This window comes from Microbacterium sp. 22215 (assembly GCF_052045655.1).
Taxonomy (GTDB): domain Bacteria; phylum Actinomycetota; class Actinomycetes; order Actinomycetales; family Microbacteriaceae; genus Microbacterium; species Microbacterium phyllosphaerae.
Genome location: NZ_JBQEPC010000002.1, coordinates 387,269 through 403,408 on the forward strand (window position 1 = coordinate 387,269; position 16,140 = coordinate 403,408).

At 69.1% G+C, this 16,140-nt stretch carries 13 protein-coding genes; 6 read left to right on the top strand and 7 right to left on the bottom strand.

Features of this window, described 5'->3' with window-relative positions:
- Positions 1-145 precede the first annotated feature (145 nt).
- Positions 146-2,029: a chorismate-binding protein gene (locus ACTJKH_RS05155; RefSeq protein ID WP_440736008.1), complete on the top strand. Its 1,884-nt coding sequence runs from the start codon at positions 146-148 to the stop codon at positions 2,027-2,029.
- Between the two features lie 43 nt (positions 2,030-2,072).
- On the opposite strand, the gene ACTJKH_RS05160 is transcribed toward ACTJKH_RS05155, so the two are convergent.
- Positions 2,073-3,389 (bottom strand): M50 family metallopeptidase, encoded by a 1,317-nt coding sequence (locus tag ACTJKH_RS05160; protein WP_440736009.1) that lies wholly within the window; start codon positions 3,387-3,389, stop codon positions 2,073-2,075.
- A gap of 82 nt (positions 3,390-3,471) precedes the next feature.
- Between ACTJKH_RS05160 and ACTJKH_RS05165 the strand changes: the two genes are divergently transcribed.
- From ACTJKH_RS05165 to ACTJKH_RS05175, 3 genes are all read left to right on the top strand, one after another.
- Positions 3,472-4,044, top strand: coding sequence for a hypothetical protein (locus ACTJKH_RS05165; RefSeq protein ID WP_440736010.1), 573 nt, complete (start codon positions 3,472-3,474; stop codon positions 4,042-4,044).
- Positions 4,045-4,139: 95 nt separating this feature from the next.
- Positions 4,140-4,814: a YcnI family copper-binding membrane protein gene (locus tag ACTJKH_RS05170; RefSeq protein ID WP_440736011.1), complete on the top strand. Its 675-nt coding sequence runs from the start codon at positions 4,140-4,142 to the stop codon at positions 4,812-4,814.
- 88 nt (positions 4,815-4,902) lie between these two features.
- On the top strand, positions 4,903-6,525 hold the full coding sequence (locus ACTJKH_RS05175; RefSeq protein ID WP_440736012.1) for a Mur ligase family protein: 1,623 nt from the start codon (positions 4,903-4,905) through the stop codon (positions 6,523-6,525).
- A 43-nt stretch (positions 6,526-6,568) separates the two neighbouring features.
- Here ACTJKH_RS05175 and dxr read toward each other — a convergent pair whose 3' ends face one another.
- Entirely contained in the window at positions 6,569-7,651 is a 1,083-nt protein-coding gene (gene dxr, locus ACTJKH_RS05180; protein ID WP_440736013.1) for a 1-deoxy-D-xylulose-5-phosphate reductoisomerase, read from the bottom strand.
- 37 nt (positions 7,652-7,688) lie between these two features.
- Positions 7,689-8,678, bottom strand: a complete 990-nt coding sequence (locus ACTJKH_RS05185; RefSeq protein ID WP_210099152.1) for an FKBP-type peptidyl-prolyl cis-trans isomerase — start codon at positions 8,676-8,678, stop codon at positions 7,689-7,691.
- A gap of 122 nt (positions 8,679-8,800) precedes the next feature.
- Between ACTJKH_RS05185 and ACTJKH_RS05190 the strand changes: the two genes are divergently transcribed.
- A complete protein-coding gene (locus tag ACTJKH_RS05190) occupies positions 8,801-9,580 on the top strand; it encodes a lysophospholipid acyltransferase family protein (protein ID WP_440736014.1) in 780 nt (259 codons plus the stop codon).
- Between the two features lie 94 nt (positions 9,581-9,674).
- Here ACTJKH_RS05190 and ACTJKH_RS05195 read toward each other — a convergent pair whose 3' ends face one another.
- Complete coding sequence (locus ACTJKH_RS05195) at positions 9,675-10,169, bottom strand: OsmC family protein (RefSeq protein WP_440736015.1); 495 nt, start codon at positions 10,167-10,169, stop codon at positions 9,675-9,677.
- 85 nt (positions 10,170-10,254) lie between these two features.
- Here ACTJKH_RS05195 and ACTJKH_RS05200 point away from each other — a divergent pair, with 85 nt between their 5' ends.
- Positions 10,255-11,250: an asparaginase gene (locus ACTJKH_RS05200; RefSeq protein WP_440736016.1), complete on the top strand. Its 996-nt coding sequence runs from the start codon at positions 10,255-10,257 to the stop codon at positions 11,248-11,250.
- A gap of 93 nt (positions 11,251-11,343) precedes the next feature.
- Here the strand turns inward: ACTJKH_RS05200 and ACTJKH_RS05205 are convergent, their stop codons facing one another.
- From ACTJKH_RS05205 to ACTJKH_RS05215, 3 genes are all read right to left on the bottom strand, one after another.
- Entirely contained in the window at positions 11,344-14,169 is a 2,826-nt protein-coding gene (locus ACTJKH_RS05205) for an FtsK/SpoIIIE domain-containing protein (RefSeq protein ID WP_440736017.1), read from the bottom strand.
- 58 nt (positions 14,170-14,227) lie between these two features.
- On the bottom strand, positions 14,228-14,992 hold the full coding sequence (locus tag ACTJKH_RS05210) for a PP2C family protein-serine/threonine phosphatase (RefSeq protein WP_210097661.1): 765 nt from the start codon (positions 14,990-14,992) through the stop codon (positions 14,228-14,230).
- 105 nt (positions 14,993-15,097) lie between these two features.
- Complete coding sequence (locus ACTJKH_RS05215) at positions 15,098-16,081, bottom strand: aldo/keto reductase (protein WP_440736018.1); 984 nt, start codon at positions 16,079-16,081, stop codon at positions 15,098-15,100.
- Positions 16,082-16,140 lie beyond the last annotated feature (59 nt).

A 16,140-nucleotide genomic window follows, 5' to 3' on the forward strand; every position in this document is an offset into this window, starting at 1 on the left:
CGGTGTGATAGTTTTCAGCCCATGCTCGCGAACTTCACCTGGTGGCCCGCCTCTTAGGCGGTGTGTTCGCGTTCCCACGAATCCAGACCGCCTCCGGGGCGGTCTTTTCGTTGAGCCGAGCCGGAGCCACGCACAGGAGACACCGATGACCCTCTCACGTCTTGCCGAGCTCACCGCAGATCCGTCTGCGTCGTTCGTTCTGATCGCGCGCGATGGCGCCGACACCGTCGAGCTGCTCACGGGCGAGGTCGTCGACGTCGACCTGCTCGCCGACATCCCGCTCACGATCGATGGGGCCGCCCGCGAGATCTTCACGATGGTCCCGTACCGCCAGGTGCGCGAGCGTGGATTCGTCGCCCAGGATGACGGAGCGCCGCTGCGCTGCATCGTGGTCGACGAGCACCTCCATCTCCCGGCTCCCGACCTCATCGCCGAGCTGCCGTCCGCCGCCGTCCCCCTCCGCGACGGTGGTTTCGACATCGCCGACGAGGAATACGCCGCGATCGTCGAGACCGTGATCGCCGACGAGATCGGCCGCGGCGAGGGCGCGAACTTCGTGATCCGCCGCGACTTCACCGCCGAGATCGATGTCGACGACCGCACGGCGGCGCTCACCTGGTTCCGCGCGCTGCTCACGCACGAGCGCGGTGCGTACTGGACCTTCGCCGTCGTCACCCCCGGCCACATCGCCGTCGGCGCCAGCCCCGAGGCGCACGTCGTGGCCAGAGGAGGGGTCGTCACGATGAACCCCATCTCGGGCACCTTCCGGCACCCGGCCGGTGGCGCCACGAAGGAGACGCTCGTCGACTTCCTCTCCTCCACCAAGGAGACGGAGGAGCTGTTCATGGTCGTCGACGAAGAGCTCAAGATGATGAGCGCGGTGTGCTCGGACGGCGGGCGGATCACCGGTCCGCACCTGAAGGAGATGTCGCGCCTGACGCACACGGAGTACATGCTCCGCGGACGCAGCGCGCTGGACCCCCGCGACATCCTCCGCGAGACCATGTTCGCCCCGACCGTCACGGGCTCGCCGATGCAGAACGCGTGCGCGGTCATCCGTCGTCATGAGAAGAAGCCGCGCGGGTACTACTCCGGTGTCGCCGCGCTCTTCACCCCGAACGCCGAGGGCGGGCACGATCTCGATGCCCCGATCCTGATCCGCACCGTCTACCTGCAGGACGGCTCGCTGAGCGTGCCCGTGGGCGCGACGCTCGTGCGCCACTCCGACCCGCACGGCGAGGTCTCCGAGACCCACGGCAAGGCCGCAGGGGTGCTCGGCGCGATCGGCGCGATCGATCGAGACACGGCCGCTGAGTCCCGTGAGGACGCTGACGCTCCCGGCGAGCCTCTGTCCCTCGCGGCAGATCCCACGGTCGCCGCTCTGCTCTCCTCACGCAACGCGCGACTCGCGGACTTCTGGCTGAACCCCCAGGGCGATGACCTCACCGGTCCGTTCGCCGGTCGGACGGCGGTCGTCGTCGACGCCGAGGACCGCTTCACGACCATGCTCGCCCACCAGCTGCGCCATCTGGGGCTGGATGTCACCATCAGAGCGTGGAGCGAGGTCGACGACACGGAGCTCGACTCCGCGGACCTCGTCGTCGCGGGCCCCGGTCCCGGAGACCCTCGCGACGCCGCCAGCGACCGCATCGCCCGGATGCGGCAGGTCGTCTCGCGTCGCGTCGATGAGGGCGCACCGCTGCTCGCCGTCTGCTTGAGCCACCAGATCCTCAGCGACGGTCTCGGCATCGACCTCGCTCCCCTCGACGCGCCGCATCAGGGGCTGCAGAAGGCGGTGCCCGTCTTCGGCGAGGATGCGTCGATCGGCTTCTACAACACCTTCACCGCCAGGGTCGCGCCGGGGACATCATCCGTCGGCGCCGCCGAGGTGTCGGCGGATCCCGTGTCCGGCGACGTCTACGCCCTGCGCGGGGAGCACTTCGCGTCGATCCAGGGGCACCTGGAATCGATCCTGTCGCGCGATGGGATCCGCACGCTGGAGCGCCTGGTCTCGCACGCACTCGCCTGATCCCCGGATCTCGCGTCGCGCGCGGAGGCGAACTCGCGCGGGCTCAGCCTCCGAAGATGTTCACGGGGTTGAACAGATCGGCGAGCAGCAGCACGGCGCCCATCGCGATGAGCAGCGTGGCGACGACGACCGTCAGCGGCACGAGCCTGGTCGCGTCGACGGGCGCGGGCGGCGGACGACGGAACAGCTTGGCCCACGCGCGTCGGATGCCGTCCCACAGCGCGACGACGACGTGACCGCCGTCGAGAGGCAGCAGCGGGATCAGGTTGAAGACGAACAGCGCGACGTTCAAAGAGCCGAGAAGACCGAGCAGCACCGAGAATCGGTTCAGGACCGGGGCATCCGTGGCCGCGACCTCTCCGGCGATGCGTCCGACGCCCACGACGCTGAGGGGCCCGTTCGGATCACGCTCGCTCCCCGTCACCAGAGACACTCCCGTGTCCCAGATGCGCACCGGGAGCGTCAGGATCATCGATCCCACGCGCGCGACCGTGTCGGCGGCCATCTGCGGCCCCGCCGACAGCGGCTGCTGCACGAAGCCCATCTGCGCACCCATCCCGACGTAGCCGACGTCTTTGACGACCGGCTGACCATCGTCTCCGAGGACCGGCTGGCCACTCGCATCCGTGATGGTGCGCTCCGCCTCGACCGGGGTGATGCTCAACGTCTTCTCGGCGCCGTCGCGGAGGAGGACGAGCTCGAGCGTCTCGCCCGGTGCCGCCTGCACGATCGCGGTCGCCTCCGCGAACGTCGACACCGGCTGACCGCCGACGGACACCAGCACATCGCCGGGTCTGATCCCGGCCTCCGCCGCGGGCGTCGCAGGGTCGTCGGCCGAGCACTCCGTCGCCGTGGATCCTGCCGGAAGCACGCACTCACTGACGGATGCGATCGTGGTGGTCCCCTGCTGCACGCCGATACCCGACACCAGGACGGTGAAGATCACGATCGCGAGGAGGAGGTTCATCAGTGGGCCGCCGAGCATCACGACGACGCGCTTCCAGACCGGAAGGCGGTAGAAGACACGATCCTCGGCGCCCTCCGCGATCGTCTCGTCGTTGGCCGAGCGCGCATCCTGCACGAGCGCGCGGAAGACGCCCTTCGCGGGACCGGAGGTCGTGGATGCCGGATACATGCCCGACATCGAGATGAAGCCGCCCAGAGGAAGCAGCTTGAAGCCGTACTCGGTCTCGCCGATGCGCTTCGACCACAGCCTCGGTCCGAACCCGATCATGTACTGGCCCACGCGCACGCCGAACAGCTTCGCGGGCAGGAGGTGACCGACCTCGTGCAGGCCGATCGACAGGCCGAGGCCGATCAGCATGAACACGATGCCACCCAGATAGAGCAGTGCTTCCACTCCCCCAAGCTAGTGCTCGCAGTCTAGGAATACGCCCCACGCCGCGACGGGGCTCACCGCGCACTCCCGTTAGGCTTGTCGGGTGACCTCCCGCCAGCTGCGACTCCTGCGCGCGGCTTCGGCGTCGGCTGTGGCCACGGTCATCGCAGCGACGTCGCACACGATCGCAGGCGGAGCCGCACCGCATCCTCTGCTCGTGCTCGCTGTCGCGGCGCTGGTGGTGCCGATCACCGCTCTGATCATCGGGGCGCGCGCCTCCCGACGCCGCGTCGCGGCGACAGTTCTCGTCAGCCAGGCCGCCTTCCACGTCGTGTTCCAGCTCCTGGGCGCCCCGACCGGCACGACCGTGATCTCCGGGCACCAGCATCACGTCGATCTCTCCGTGCTCGGCCCGGTCACCGCAGCCACCGCCCCTGATCTGCTCATGCTGATCGGTCACATCGCCGCCGCCGTCGCCACCACCGCGCTGCTGTGGCACGGCGAGTCGATGGTGCGCGCGATCGCCGGGTGGATGCAGGCGCAGTGGCGTCGCGCCGTCACGCTGTTCCACGCGGGTCATGCGCGCCCCGCAGCTCCGATCGTCGCCCTCCCCCTGCTGGTCGACACTGCTCTCTCCACCTCCCTTTCGCGTCGAGGACCCCCGGCGCGCGCCTGATCGCCGCATCGCCTCATCGAGGCGCCCCTTTCCTCACCTCGCGGATGCCGCGCCCATCTCGGCGCGCCCGCACCACAGCAATCAGGAGTTCCCTCATGCGTTCCACCACCACCACCCGCACCCGCCGCAACCTCACCGTCGGAGTGATCGGCGGCGCTGTCCTCGCCCTCGCGATCCCCGCGATGGCCAGCGCCCACGTCAGCGTCAGCCCCGACGAGCTCGTCGCCGGAGACCACGGCGTGCTCACGTTCTCGTTCGCGCACGGCTGCGACAACTCCCCCACCACCTCGTTGAAGGTCACGATGCCCGAGGGCCTCGCCTCGGTCGCACCCACCATGGACAGCGACTGGACGATCGACATCGAGAAGGGCGAGGACGGCCTCGTCAGCGCAGTCACCTACACCGCGGTCGCACCGGTGCCGAACGAGCTCCGCGGAGCCGTCAGCATGTCGGTGGGTCTCGACGAGGACACGCCCGAGACCCTCGCGTTCCCCGTGATCCAGACCTGTGTCGAGGGAAGCACCGAATGGACCCAGCTGGCGGAGGACGGCGAGGACCCGCACAGCCTCGACGCTCCGGCTCCCGTGGTGTCCGTGGCAGCCGCTGCCGCAGACGGCCACGGCGAGCACGACTCGAGCACGACGTCGGAGACAGCCGCTGACGAGACGGACACGCCGGATGCTCTCGGCACGGCGCTGGGTGCGGGCGGTCTCGTGGCCGGCATCGCCGCGCTCGTCGTCTCCGTGCTCGCGTACCGCCGCAAGGTGTGACGCCCCGCACGTCTCCTCGGCCCGCCGTGGTCGAGGAGACGTGCCGCACCCCGTGATCTCTCCGGAGCCATGAGATCATGGATGCGACATGTCGATTGAACAACAACCGAGCCTGCCTCCCGTGCTCCGCCCCGCGAACCCGCCCCGGCGCGAGCTGTCCGAACTCGCCTCTCGATTCGCACGAGACGTCCGCGGGGAGGTGAGCGGTGTCGCCCTGTCGGGGATCACTCTCGCCACCGCAGATCTCCGCCCCGGCGAGGCCTTCGTCGCGATCCGGGGCGTGAACCGCCACGGTGCCGAGTTCGCGGTCACCGCCGCCGAGAAGGGCGCCGTCGCGATCATCACCGATGAGGCGGGCGCCGAGATCGCCGAATCCGCGGGCCTCCCGGTGCTCGTGGTCGACGACCCCCGTGCCGTGCTCGGTGCGCTGAGCGCCTGGGTCTACGGCACCGGAGCGGGCGAGCCGCTGCCTCTGCTGTTCGCGACCACGGGGACGAACGGCAAGACCAGCGTGTCGCACCTGCTCGAGGGCATCCTCGACCAGCTCGGCGTGGTCACCGGCCTCTCCTCGACCGCCGAGCGGCACATCGCCGGCGAGGTCATCGTCTCCAGGCTCACGACCCCCGAGGCCTCCGAGATGCATGCGCTTCTCGCGCTGATGCGCGAGCGTGACGTCGAGGCCGTGGCCGTCGAGGTCAGCGCGCAGGCGCTCTCTCGTCACCGCGTCGACGGCATCCGTTTCGACGTCGCCGGATTCACGAACCTCAGTCACGACCACCTCGACGACTACGCCGACATGGAGGAGTACTTCGAGGCCAAGCTCCCGCTCTTCCGACCCGACCGCGCGACGCGTGGTGTGGTGTGCCTCGACTCCCCCAACGGGGCGGTCGTGGTGCAGCGAGCAGAGATCCCCGTCGTCACCGTCGGAACGCCGTCGATCGCGGCCGACCCCGACGCCGCGGCGCGCGCCGACTGGGTCGTCGTGATCGACGACGAACGCGCATCGGGAACCACCTTCACGATGTCCGGCCCTGCGGGATCCCTCACGACCACCGTCCCGGTGATCGGACCTCACATGGCCGCGAACGCTGCCCTGGCGATCGTGATGCTGCTCGAAGGCGGCTACGAGTGGGATCGGATCGTCGCGGCCCTCGACCGCGACGGCGGCATCGACGCCCACCTCCCCGGTCGCACCCAGCTCGTGTCCGGCGACACCGGGCCTGTGGTGTTCGTGGACTTCGGGCACTCCCCCGACGCCTTCGAGAAGACCCTCGCCGCAGTGCGCCGCGTCACCCCCGGCAAGGTGCTGATGCTCTTCGGTGCAGACGGCGACCGCGACGCCAGCAAGCGATACGACATGGCTCGCACGGCTGTCGAAGGCAGTGACATCCTCGTCGTGACGGACCACCACCCTCGTTTCGAGGATCCGGATTCGATCAGGGCCACCCTCGTCGCCGGAGCCCGCAAGGCACGACCCGACGCCGAGATCTTCGAGTACTCGCCGCCCGAGACCGCCATCGTGGCCGCCGTCGGGATGGTGGGCGAGGGCGACTCGATCCTGTGGGCGGGTCCTGGACACCAGGACTACCGCGACATCCGCGGTGTGCGCACCCCGTATTCTGCGCGTGAGCTGGCTCGTCGGGCACTGCGGGCCGCGGGATGGCCGGTGCCCGACTCGCACTGGCCCGTTCCCTACGCCGACGAAGACTGAACCCGATCAGCGGCCGCAGCGATCCGTTGCGGCCGCTTCCGAGTCAGGCTTTCGCGATCAGCTGGTCGGCCTTGCGTCGAGCCCAGTCCTCGGCGGCGGCCAGGGACTCGACCGTCAGAGCCTGAGGCGGCTCGTGCGCGTCGACCACCCGGGAGATGGTGTCGACGACGCCGAGGAACGACAGGCGTCCCTCGTGGAACGCGTCGACAGCCTGCTCGTTCGCCGCGTTGTAGACGGCGGGGAACGTGGCGCCCGCGCGCCCCACAGCCTTGGCGAGCGTGACCGAGGGGAACGCCTTGTCGTCGAGGGGCTCGAACGTCCAGGACGTCGCCCTGGTCCAGTCGAGCGGGCTTCCCACACCACCGACGCGATTCGGCCAGTCGAGACCGAGCGAGATGGGCAGACGCATGTCTGGCGGGGATGCCTGGGCGATCGTGGATCCGTCGATGAACTCCACCATCGAGTGCACGACCGACTGCGGGTGCACGACGACATCGATGTCGTCGTAGGCGATGTCGAACAGCAGGTGCGCCTCGATCACCTCGAGGCCCTTGTTCACCAGCGTCGCGGAGTTCGTGGTGACCATGCGTCCCATGTCCCACGTCGGGTGCGCGAGCGCCTCCTGCGGAGTGACCTGGAGCATCTCGTCGCGTGAGCGCCCGCGGAACGGCCCTCCGGACGCCGTGACGACCAGCCGTCGCACCTCGGCATGCGTGCCGCTGCGCAGAGCCTGGGCGATGGCCGAGTGCTCGGAATCCACCGGGACGATCTGGTCGGGGGCCGCAGCCGCGAGCACCAGCTGACCGCCGACGATGAGAGACTCCTTGTTCGCGAGCGCGAGCGTACGTCCGGCCTCGAGCGCGGCGAGTGTGGAGCCGAGACCGATCGATCCGGTGATGGCGTTGAGCACCACATCGGCGTCGACGTCTCGAACCAGCTGCTCAGCCTCGGCGGCACCGAGGGCTGTGCTCTCCACCTGGAACTGCTGAGCCTGCTCGGCCAGCATCTCGGCGTTGGACCCCGCAGCGAGGCCGACGAGTTCGAACCGGCGCGGATTGGCGCGGATGACGTCGAGCGCCTGAGTGCCGATGGAGCCGGTGGAGCCGAGGACGATGATGCGACGCATGCCGCCAGCCTAGGCCACCCCCTGCACCCCGCCGTGCTTACTCGGCCTGCTCGATCGGCGTGGTCGCGAGGATGTCGACGACGAACGTCAGGGTCTCGCCGACGAGATCGTTCTCGTTGATCTCGCCCTCGCCGTAGCCGTCCTTCGGAGGCATGGTGACGATGACCTGGGAGCCGACCTTCTGGCCTTCGAGAGCCATCTTGAAGCCGGTCACGACCCCGCTCGTCTGGAACTGCGACGGCGCGGCGTCTCGGCTCCAGCTGGAGTCGAACTCGCTGCCGTCCGACCACTTCACGCCGCGGTACTGCACCGTGACCAGGTCGCCGGCACCGACGACGGCACCGTCGCCCTGCTTGAGGACGGCGACCTCCGTCTCGGTGGGAGCGTCGGAGTCCGGGAGGGTGATCGTCGGCGAGCCGGCGTCGTCGAGCTCCACGGTCGGCATGCCCTCGGTCGCGTCGACGTCGGAGCCGGACGCGATGGTCGGCAGCTCCTCGATGGTCTCGACGTAGAGCACGCTCGGGTTCATGCCCTCCTGCGCTGCAGGAAGGGTCAGGACGACGCTCGAGCCGATCGGAAGGCACTCCGCGGCGACGGTGAAGACGGTCGACTGGGTCGGGTCCACGATCTGCTGCGGCTGCTGCACCGCGAGAAGGGCCGACAGTACGCCGTCAGGGCCCCGCTCAGACGTGCTGAGCACCTCGTTGGTCGTGGCGTCGACGAGCTGATAGCGCAGCGAGACGAGATCGCCGGGCATGACGTCGTCGCCGTCGCCCTCCACCACGACGGACCTCTGGGCTTCGGTGAGATCGGCATCCGCGGGGACGGTCACCTTCGCATCGGCGCCGGTTCCGTCGACCGTGACGGCGTCGGACCCCGCCCCGGACTGGAGATCGGCGAGGCAGGAGGTCTGCGCAGAGGCGTCAGGGGTCTCCGTCGCATCGGGGGTCGAGCCGCCGGCACAACCGGCCAGCAGCAGGGTCGCCGCAGCGACGGTGGACAGGACGATGAGCGGACGCTTGCGCACAGTGAGACCTCAGGATCGCGGGCGGGACACCCCATCATCCCCCATACCCCTTTGTCGATGCTGGGAGGCGCGCCTGGAGCTTCATTCCCACCGAGGCATGGATCCGGGGGTAATCTGCTCTGATGACGTCAGAGCAGTCCGTGGAGCCCGAAGCATCGCCCGCAGAGACTGAGAAGCCTCGTCACGCCGGCTTCGCCTACGCGCTGGGCCGCAGCCTCATCACCCCGCTCGCTCGAACCATCTATCGACCGCGCATCGAAGGCCGCGAGAACGTGCCCCAGGACGGTCCTGTGATCTTCGCGAGCAATCACCTGTCGTTCATCGACTCGATCGCCATCCCGGTCGCGGCGCCGAGGCCCGTGCACTTCCTCGCCAAGTCCACGTACTTCGAGGGGACAGGCGTGAAGGGCTGGCTCAGCAAGACCTTCTTCGAGTCCATCGGCGCCATCTCCGTGCGCCGCGGCGCAGGAAAGGCCGCTCTGGATGCGCTCGACGTCCAGCGCCAGCTGCTCGACGAGGGCCTCGCGGTCGCTCTCTATCCCGAAGGCACGCGGTCCACCGACGGCCGCCTCTACAAGGGCCGCACGGGTGTCGCGTTCCTCGCTCTGCAGACGGGCGCACCTGTCGTCCCCGTGGGGCTGATCGGCACCGACACCGTGATGCCGGTCGGCGCCAAGGTGCCGACGCTGAAGGAGCGCATCACCGTGAGGTTCGGCGAGCCGCTCGACCTGTCTCCGCACGGCCCCGCCACCAGCGGTCGCGCGCGCAGACTCGCGACCGACGAGATCATGGCTGCGATCCACGCACTCTCCGGGCAGGAACTCGCGGACGCGTACAACGAAGCCCCCGCCCAGGGCACGATCGAGAAGATCAAGCAGGCGCTGCCGCACGAGCGTCGCTGACACCGTTCGGCGGCGTGATCGCTGCCCGTCTCGGGTGCGATCTGCCTCACCGGGTGCGGCTGCGATCTTCCGGACGGAAATCGCGGATGGACCCTCAGCCCTGGTCCGCGCGCACCGTGGCCTCGTGCCGCACCGGGAAGTTCATCGAGTTCGCGATGAAGCACCATTCGTTCGCCTGAGCGTGCGCGCGCTCGGCCGCATCGATCATGGATGCGTCGGCGACGACGACCTCGGGACGCAGCATGACCTCGACGAACGCACCTCCGCCCGCGCCGTTCTCCCGCATCATGCCCGAGGCGGTGTCTCGATACGAGACGACCACGACCCCCGCCGTGACGCAGGCGTGCAGGTACGAGAGCAGATGACACTCGGACAGCGAGGCGAGGAGGAGATCTTCGGGGTTCCAGCGCGACGGATCGCCACGGAAGGGCTTGTCCGCGGAGGCCAGGATCTCGGGCTTCCCCTCGACCTCCAGCGTCACGTCGCGCCGATACTCCCGATAGCCGCTCGTGCCTGTCCCGGAGTTCCCGGTCCAGGTCGAGGTGAGTGAGTAGCGGTGCTCGCCGAGGGGCGCGGGACGATCTGCCATGCCGACAGTCTGCCAGCCGCATCCGACGTCGGGAACCGCGGTGCTCTGTCGCAGCGCCGGCGGCATCCGACGATATCCTTGGGAGGTGTTGGAGACTCTCACCGTTCAGGATGCTGTGGAACTTGCCGTCGTCGAGCGGAGCGGGTTCGTCGAATCCCGCCATGCGGGGGCGGCGGTGGTGCTCTCCCCCGACGGCGAGGTCATCGCCCGGCACGGCAACGCCGATGTCCTGATCCTGCCTCGGTCGAGCCTCAAGCCTCTGCAGGCCGTGGCGTGCATCACGGCAGGCGCCTCCCTCGAGGGAGAGCAGCTCGCCATGTCGACCGCGAGCCACAGCGGCACGGACCGTCATGCATCGGTGGTTCGTGATGTGCTGACCGCAGGCGGACTCACCGAAGATGCCCTGGGCTGCCCACCCGCGTGGCCGAGCGACACGGCAGCTCGGGACGAACTCGTGCGCGAGCACGGCGCACAGACCCGCATCCGCATGAACTGCTCGGGCAAGCATGCGGCGATGCTGCGTGCCTGCGTCGCGACCGGCTGGCCCGTCGACGGATACCTCGACGCCGCTCACCCCCTGCAGGTGCACATCCGCGACGTCATCGAACGCCTCACCGGCGAGAAGATCGCGCACACGGCGATCGACGGCTGCGGAGCCCCGGTGTATGCCATCACGCTCACGGGGCTGGCACGATCGATCCACCGGATCGGGACCGCCTCGGACCGATCCCCGTTCGCACTCCACCGCGTAGCCGGTTCGCTGGTGCGCGCTGTTCGCGAGCACCCTTGGACAATCGACGGCCCCGGACGCCCCGACACCATCGCGATCGAGAAGCTCGGCGTCTTCGCCAAGGGCGGCGCTGAGGGAGTCATGGTGATGGTCGCACCGAACGGGACCACCGTCGCACTGAAGATGCTCGACGGCGGCGCCCGCGCGTCGACGATCGTGGCGGCGACTCTGCTGGCACGAGCGGGTGCACTCGCCGACGCCGATGTCGAGTCCCTCGGCGCGGCCCTCTCGCTCGACGTGCTGGGGGGCGGCGAAGCCGTCGGAAAGATCCGCACAGGCGACGGCATCTGATCCACGCCACCTCGAATTCGGGCACGCCCTCCCTGGTCGCGAATCCGGAGCAGGAGTGTCGGGCGAGACCCTTGCAGGCGTCCGGTGCACCAGTCAGTCGCCGTCCGCCCATCCGTGCCCACGCCACGGCGCCCTCGCCTCAGCGCCCTCGCCTCGGCGCCCGGGAATGAGCGCGGGGATGACGACGCGCCGTGGGCCCGAGTCCCCGGTGAGGGACCAGGCGCGTCCGGCGTGAGATCGCGCGTAGGGAGGCAGTTGGCGCACGCCGGCCAGCTGCCGGAGTTCCGAGATGTGCTCCGCCCTGACGAGCACTTCACCCTCGCGACGTACTCGCTGCCAGAGGGTCCAGTGGCGCTGCCAGGCGTCGGGCTCCCCCAGCAGGATCACCGATCGCCCGGACTGCTCCGGAACCTGCGGGAGGTCAGCGGACAAGGGGATGACGTCGCACCCGGGATAGGCATCAGCAACCGCGACGGCGACAGTCGAGACTCCCGGTGTGATCAGTGCTGTCACGGCGGCGCGTGGTGACCACGCCTGCTGGCCACCGCCCGGCGACGTCGTGCGATGGAGGTGCGCTGACCTGAGACGGTCCTCAGGCACCCACGCCAGCTGGACCTCACGGTCGTCGACCCTCATCCGCCCCGGCGGCCGATCGCGCTCGAACCCGCCGGAGTCTCCGCCCGCTGCCAGGTGATCGACGCGACTCTGCATCCGCAGAAGGCCGCGTCTCGGGAGCGCATCGAGAAGGCGCCCCACGGCGCCCGCGGAGCGTGTGGCGGTGAGGACGAAAGTCGTGCCCGCGGCTCCTCGGATGATCTGCTCCCACAGCTGAGCGAGATGCTGCGCGTACTCCACCGGCAGATCGTTGATCTGCGCGTCGATGTCGTCGCAGAGCACCAATGCGGGCCGAGTCCGACCGTCGGCCAAATCTGTGACGGCATCCCAGGCCAGCTCCGAGTCCACCGGAAGCAGAAGTGCGTCCGGGTGCTGCTTCATGAGGGCCCGGAGCGCGGATGTGCGCCCGGATCCGGACGCTCCCAGCAACGCGATGCCGCGCTCCTCGCCGATCGACAGGGTTTCGAGAGGCTGTCGCTGACGTTCCGGTTCGTCGGCGCGGCCGAGAACGACCTCACCGTGGTTCGCGTCGTTGCGAAGAGCCGTGAGCGGGAGGACGCGAGGCAATGCGGGCAGCCACGGGCTCTGCGGAACGTCCACATGCTCCCACTGCACAGAGACGGCTCGCAGGTCTGCGGCACTCGTCAGAGCGACCCTCATCGCAACCGGCTCCGAATCCTGGGGGCGTCGCGCGAGTGCCAGCCCTCGCGCCTCGACACCACCCGGGAGATCAGCCGCCGCATCCGTTCCGATCACGACGCGGCTGTCGGATGCTTCCCCGACCCGCAGGCTGATCCGCAGCGGACAGTTGGCCGCGAGGGCATCACGGATCACGCCGGAGGCACGCTGGGTGCCCAGAATGAGGTGCATTCCGAGGGCCCTCCCCCGTGCGGCGATGTCGGTGAAGACGGCCCCGAGGTCGGAGTGCTCCTGCAGCAGCGCCGCGAACTCGTCGACGACGATGATGAGGCGCGGCATCTCGCTCTCACTCACGTCGCGTGCGCCCGCCGCAGCCAGCACGGACTCGCGGCGGCGCAGCTCGGCCGTGAGGCTGGAGACGCCACGCCGCGCCCCCTCGTCATCGAGATCGGTGATGACTGCCACCACATGGGGAAGCATCCGGAGAGGCTCGAACGCCGTGCCGCCCTTGAAGTCGGCGAGGACGAAGAGCACGCGGTCGGGGCTGTGGCTGCTCGAGATCGCAGTCACCCACGACACCAGAAGCTCGCTCTTGCCGGTCCCCGTGGTGCCCGTCACGACGGCATGCGGTCCGTCGTCGACGATGTCCAGAACGATCTCCTCACGTTCGCCTCGCCCGATCGTGGCAGCCAGGCCCGACCCCGATCCCGGCTGCGTGAGGTCGCTGAGCGCCACGCCTGAGGGAAGCGACTCCAACGCTTCCGCCTCTCCTGCTCGCGCCAGTGCCACGGCGACCGCCTGCGCGTGCGACATGCACTCGGCTTCCATCTCGACGATCCCCTGCGGGGTGCGCAGAGTCGCGCGTCTCGGCTCGATGATGTCGATGACCGTCGTGATGCCCTCGGGCACCTCCTCGTCACGCGCGAGAAGCGCGATCACTGCATCTGCGACCGGTCGAGATTCTCCGGCCTGGCTCACACCGAGCCGGAACGCCCCTCGTCGCGCCGCGCGAGCCTGGGGAAGCCCCGCCACACCCCAGTGCTCCAGTCCACCTCCCACGACCGTGAGCTGCGACGCGGAGAACCGCAGGCACATCTGCACCATGAGCGCCCGGGCAGCCGACGCGACGACCGGGTAGGCACCGCGCAACGCCACGCCCCCGCCGATCGGCACCGTGAGCGGCACCCCCTCGAGCGCCGAGCATCGTTCCCGGAAGTCACGCTCGCGCTCGCCCTCACCCCCGGACGCTCTGACAGCGCTGACGCCGCGGCCCGTGCCGACCACGATCTCGGTGCGGGAATCAGGGAGATCGGGGCCCCGAAGCGGCGGCTGCGCCAGGCAGGCGGCCGCATCCGGGTGCCGGTGCCACCGGATCCTGCGTTCTTCGTCGTGGAGTCGGGAGAGCTGCGACTCGGCCTGCGACCATGCCTCCGCCACATGCGCCTCAGCCTCTCGGTGCGCTCTGCGCCGAGAGCGCGCACCGTCGATCAGGGACGCCACGACCATCAACGGGCCGAGGGCAGCGAAGCACAGCGAGAACAGCGAACCGGTCACGAGCCAGAGAACCACGCCGCCGACGACCGGGACGAGGGCCGCCACGAACGGAATCGGCGGACGGCGTGCAGCCGCAGGGGCCACGGGGATGGCGATGGGCAGGGAATCCATGCCCATCAGTCGATCTCATCTGCGGGTCGCGGGGGCGACCTCCACAGAGAACGGGACGTTACTCCGCTGCGGACTCCGTTGTGGAGGAGGACTCGTCGGCGATCTGGACGATGACGAGCGTCACGTTGTCGCGGCCGCCGTTCTCCAATGCGGCGGCGAGCATGGCATCGACCGCGGCACCGGGGTCGGCGTTCTCGCGGAGGAAGTGCTGGATGCCGTAGTCCGTCAGTTCCTTCGTCAGCCCATCGGAGCAGATCACGAAGCGGTCGCCCGCCCTCACGTCGAGCGTGACGTAGTCGGGCGCAGTGAGTTCGCTCGCACCGACCGCGCGGGTGATGACGTTGCTGTACGGGTGCCCTTCGGCCTCCTCCGGGCTGATCTTGCCCGCGGCGATAAGCTCCTGGACCACCGAATGGTCGGTCGTCACCTGCACGAGGCGGTCGTCACGGAGGAGATACACGCGCGAGTCGCCGATGTTCAGCGCCACCCAGTGGGGCTCGTCGTTCTCGAATTCGAGGAAGACACCGGTGAGAGTCGTGCCGGTGCCTTCGTCGGTCGTCTCCGGATGATCGGCGATGTCGCCGACCGCGAGCTGCAGCGCACCCTCGATGGCGTCTCGCTCGACCGCACCGGAGGCGACGACGGCTTCGAGGCGGGTCACGGTGCTCTGACTCGCGATCTCACCGCCAGCATGACCTCCCATGCCGTCAGCGACGATGAACAGAGGGTATTCAGCGAAGAACGCGTCCTGATTGTTCTCGCGTCGCCGACCGACGTCGGTCACGCCCGCCCAGGACAGCAGCAGCGGGCGCTGCGCAACCATGACGCTTCGCGTCTTCGTCGTCGTGTCAGACACTCGTCGCCTCCGAAATTCCTGCGGGCCGGGCCGCCCCAGGATACTCACACATCGTAGTGGAAACCGAGTCGCTCACACTCGCGCCCCCGGGTCGTCGGGCAGAGGGAACAGGTCATCGATGAGAGCCAGTTCCTCGGCATCCGGTCGCCACGCATCTCCTGCCTCGGCATTCGCCTCGATCTGCTCGACCGACGTGGCTCCCGCGATCACGCTCGAGACCACGGGGTTCGCCAGCAGCCAACCGAATGCCGCCTGGAGCATGGTGATGCCGCGCTCGGAGCAGAAATCGCGGAACGCCTCGATGGCGTCCCACGGTGCGTTCTCCCACACATGGCGACGAGCGGACATGATCCGGCTCGACGCGGGGCCTCCCTCGCGGGTGAACTTGCCCGTGAGCAATCCGTTGTGCAGCGGGAAGTACGGGAAGAATCCGAGCCCGTAGCGTTCGACGGCCGGGAGAACCTCGCGCTCCGCCGCCCGAGCGAGCAGCGAATAGTGGTTCTGAGCGGACACGAAACGCCCGGTGTGGCGCTCACGAGAGACGAACTCCGCCTCGGCGACCTGCCAGCCGGAGAAGTTCGAATGCCCGTAGTAGCGGATCTTGCCCTCTGCGACGAGTCCGTCGAGTGCGTCGATCGTCTCGGCGATGGGTGTTCCCGCGTCTGGAAGGTGCAGCTGATAGAGGTCGATCCAGTCCGTCTGGAGGCGACGCAGCGACTCCTCGACGGCACGACGGACGTAGCGGCGGGAACCACGTGCCGCGGGGAAGGCGTATCCCATGTCGCGCTCGTGCCCGAATTTGGTGGCCAGGACGACGCGGTCCCGGCGCCCCGCGAGGGCCTCCCCCATGAGCGTCTCGCTCGCGCCGGCGGTCGCTCCGTACATGTCGGCGGTGTCGAGCAGCGTGATGCCGTTCGATATCGCGGCGTCGATCACCGCTCTGGTGCCCTCGAGCGACTCGGTGGCGGTGCCGGCGCGACCGAAGTTGTTGCAACCGAGGCCCGTCGACGAGACGAGGAGTCCTGAGGCACCGACCCGGCGCTGCGACATGAGCATGTCTCCACGCTATCGCCTCGCGCCGACACCCTCGGCATCGAGAGCAGACCGCTCCGAGA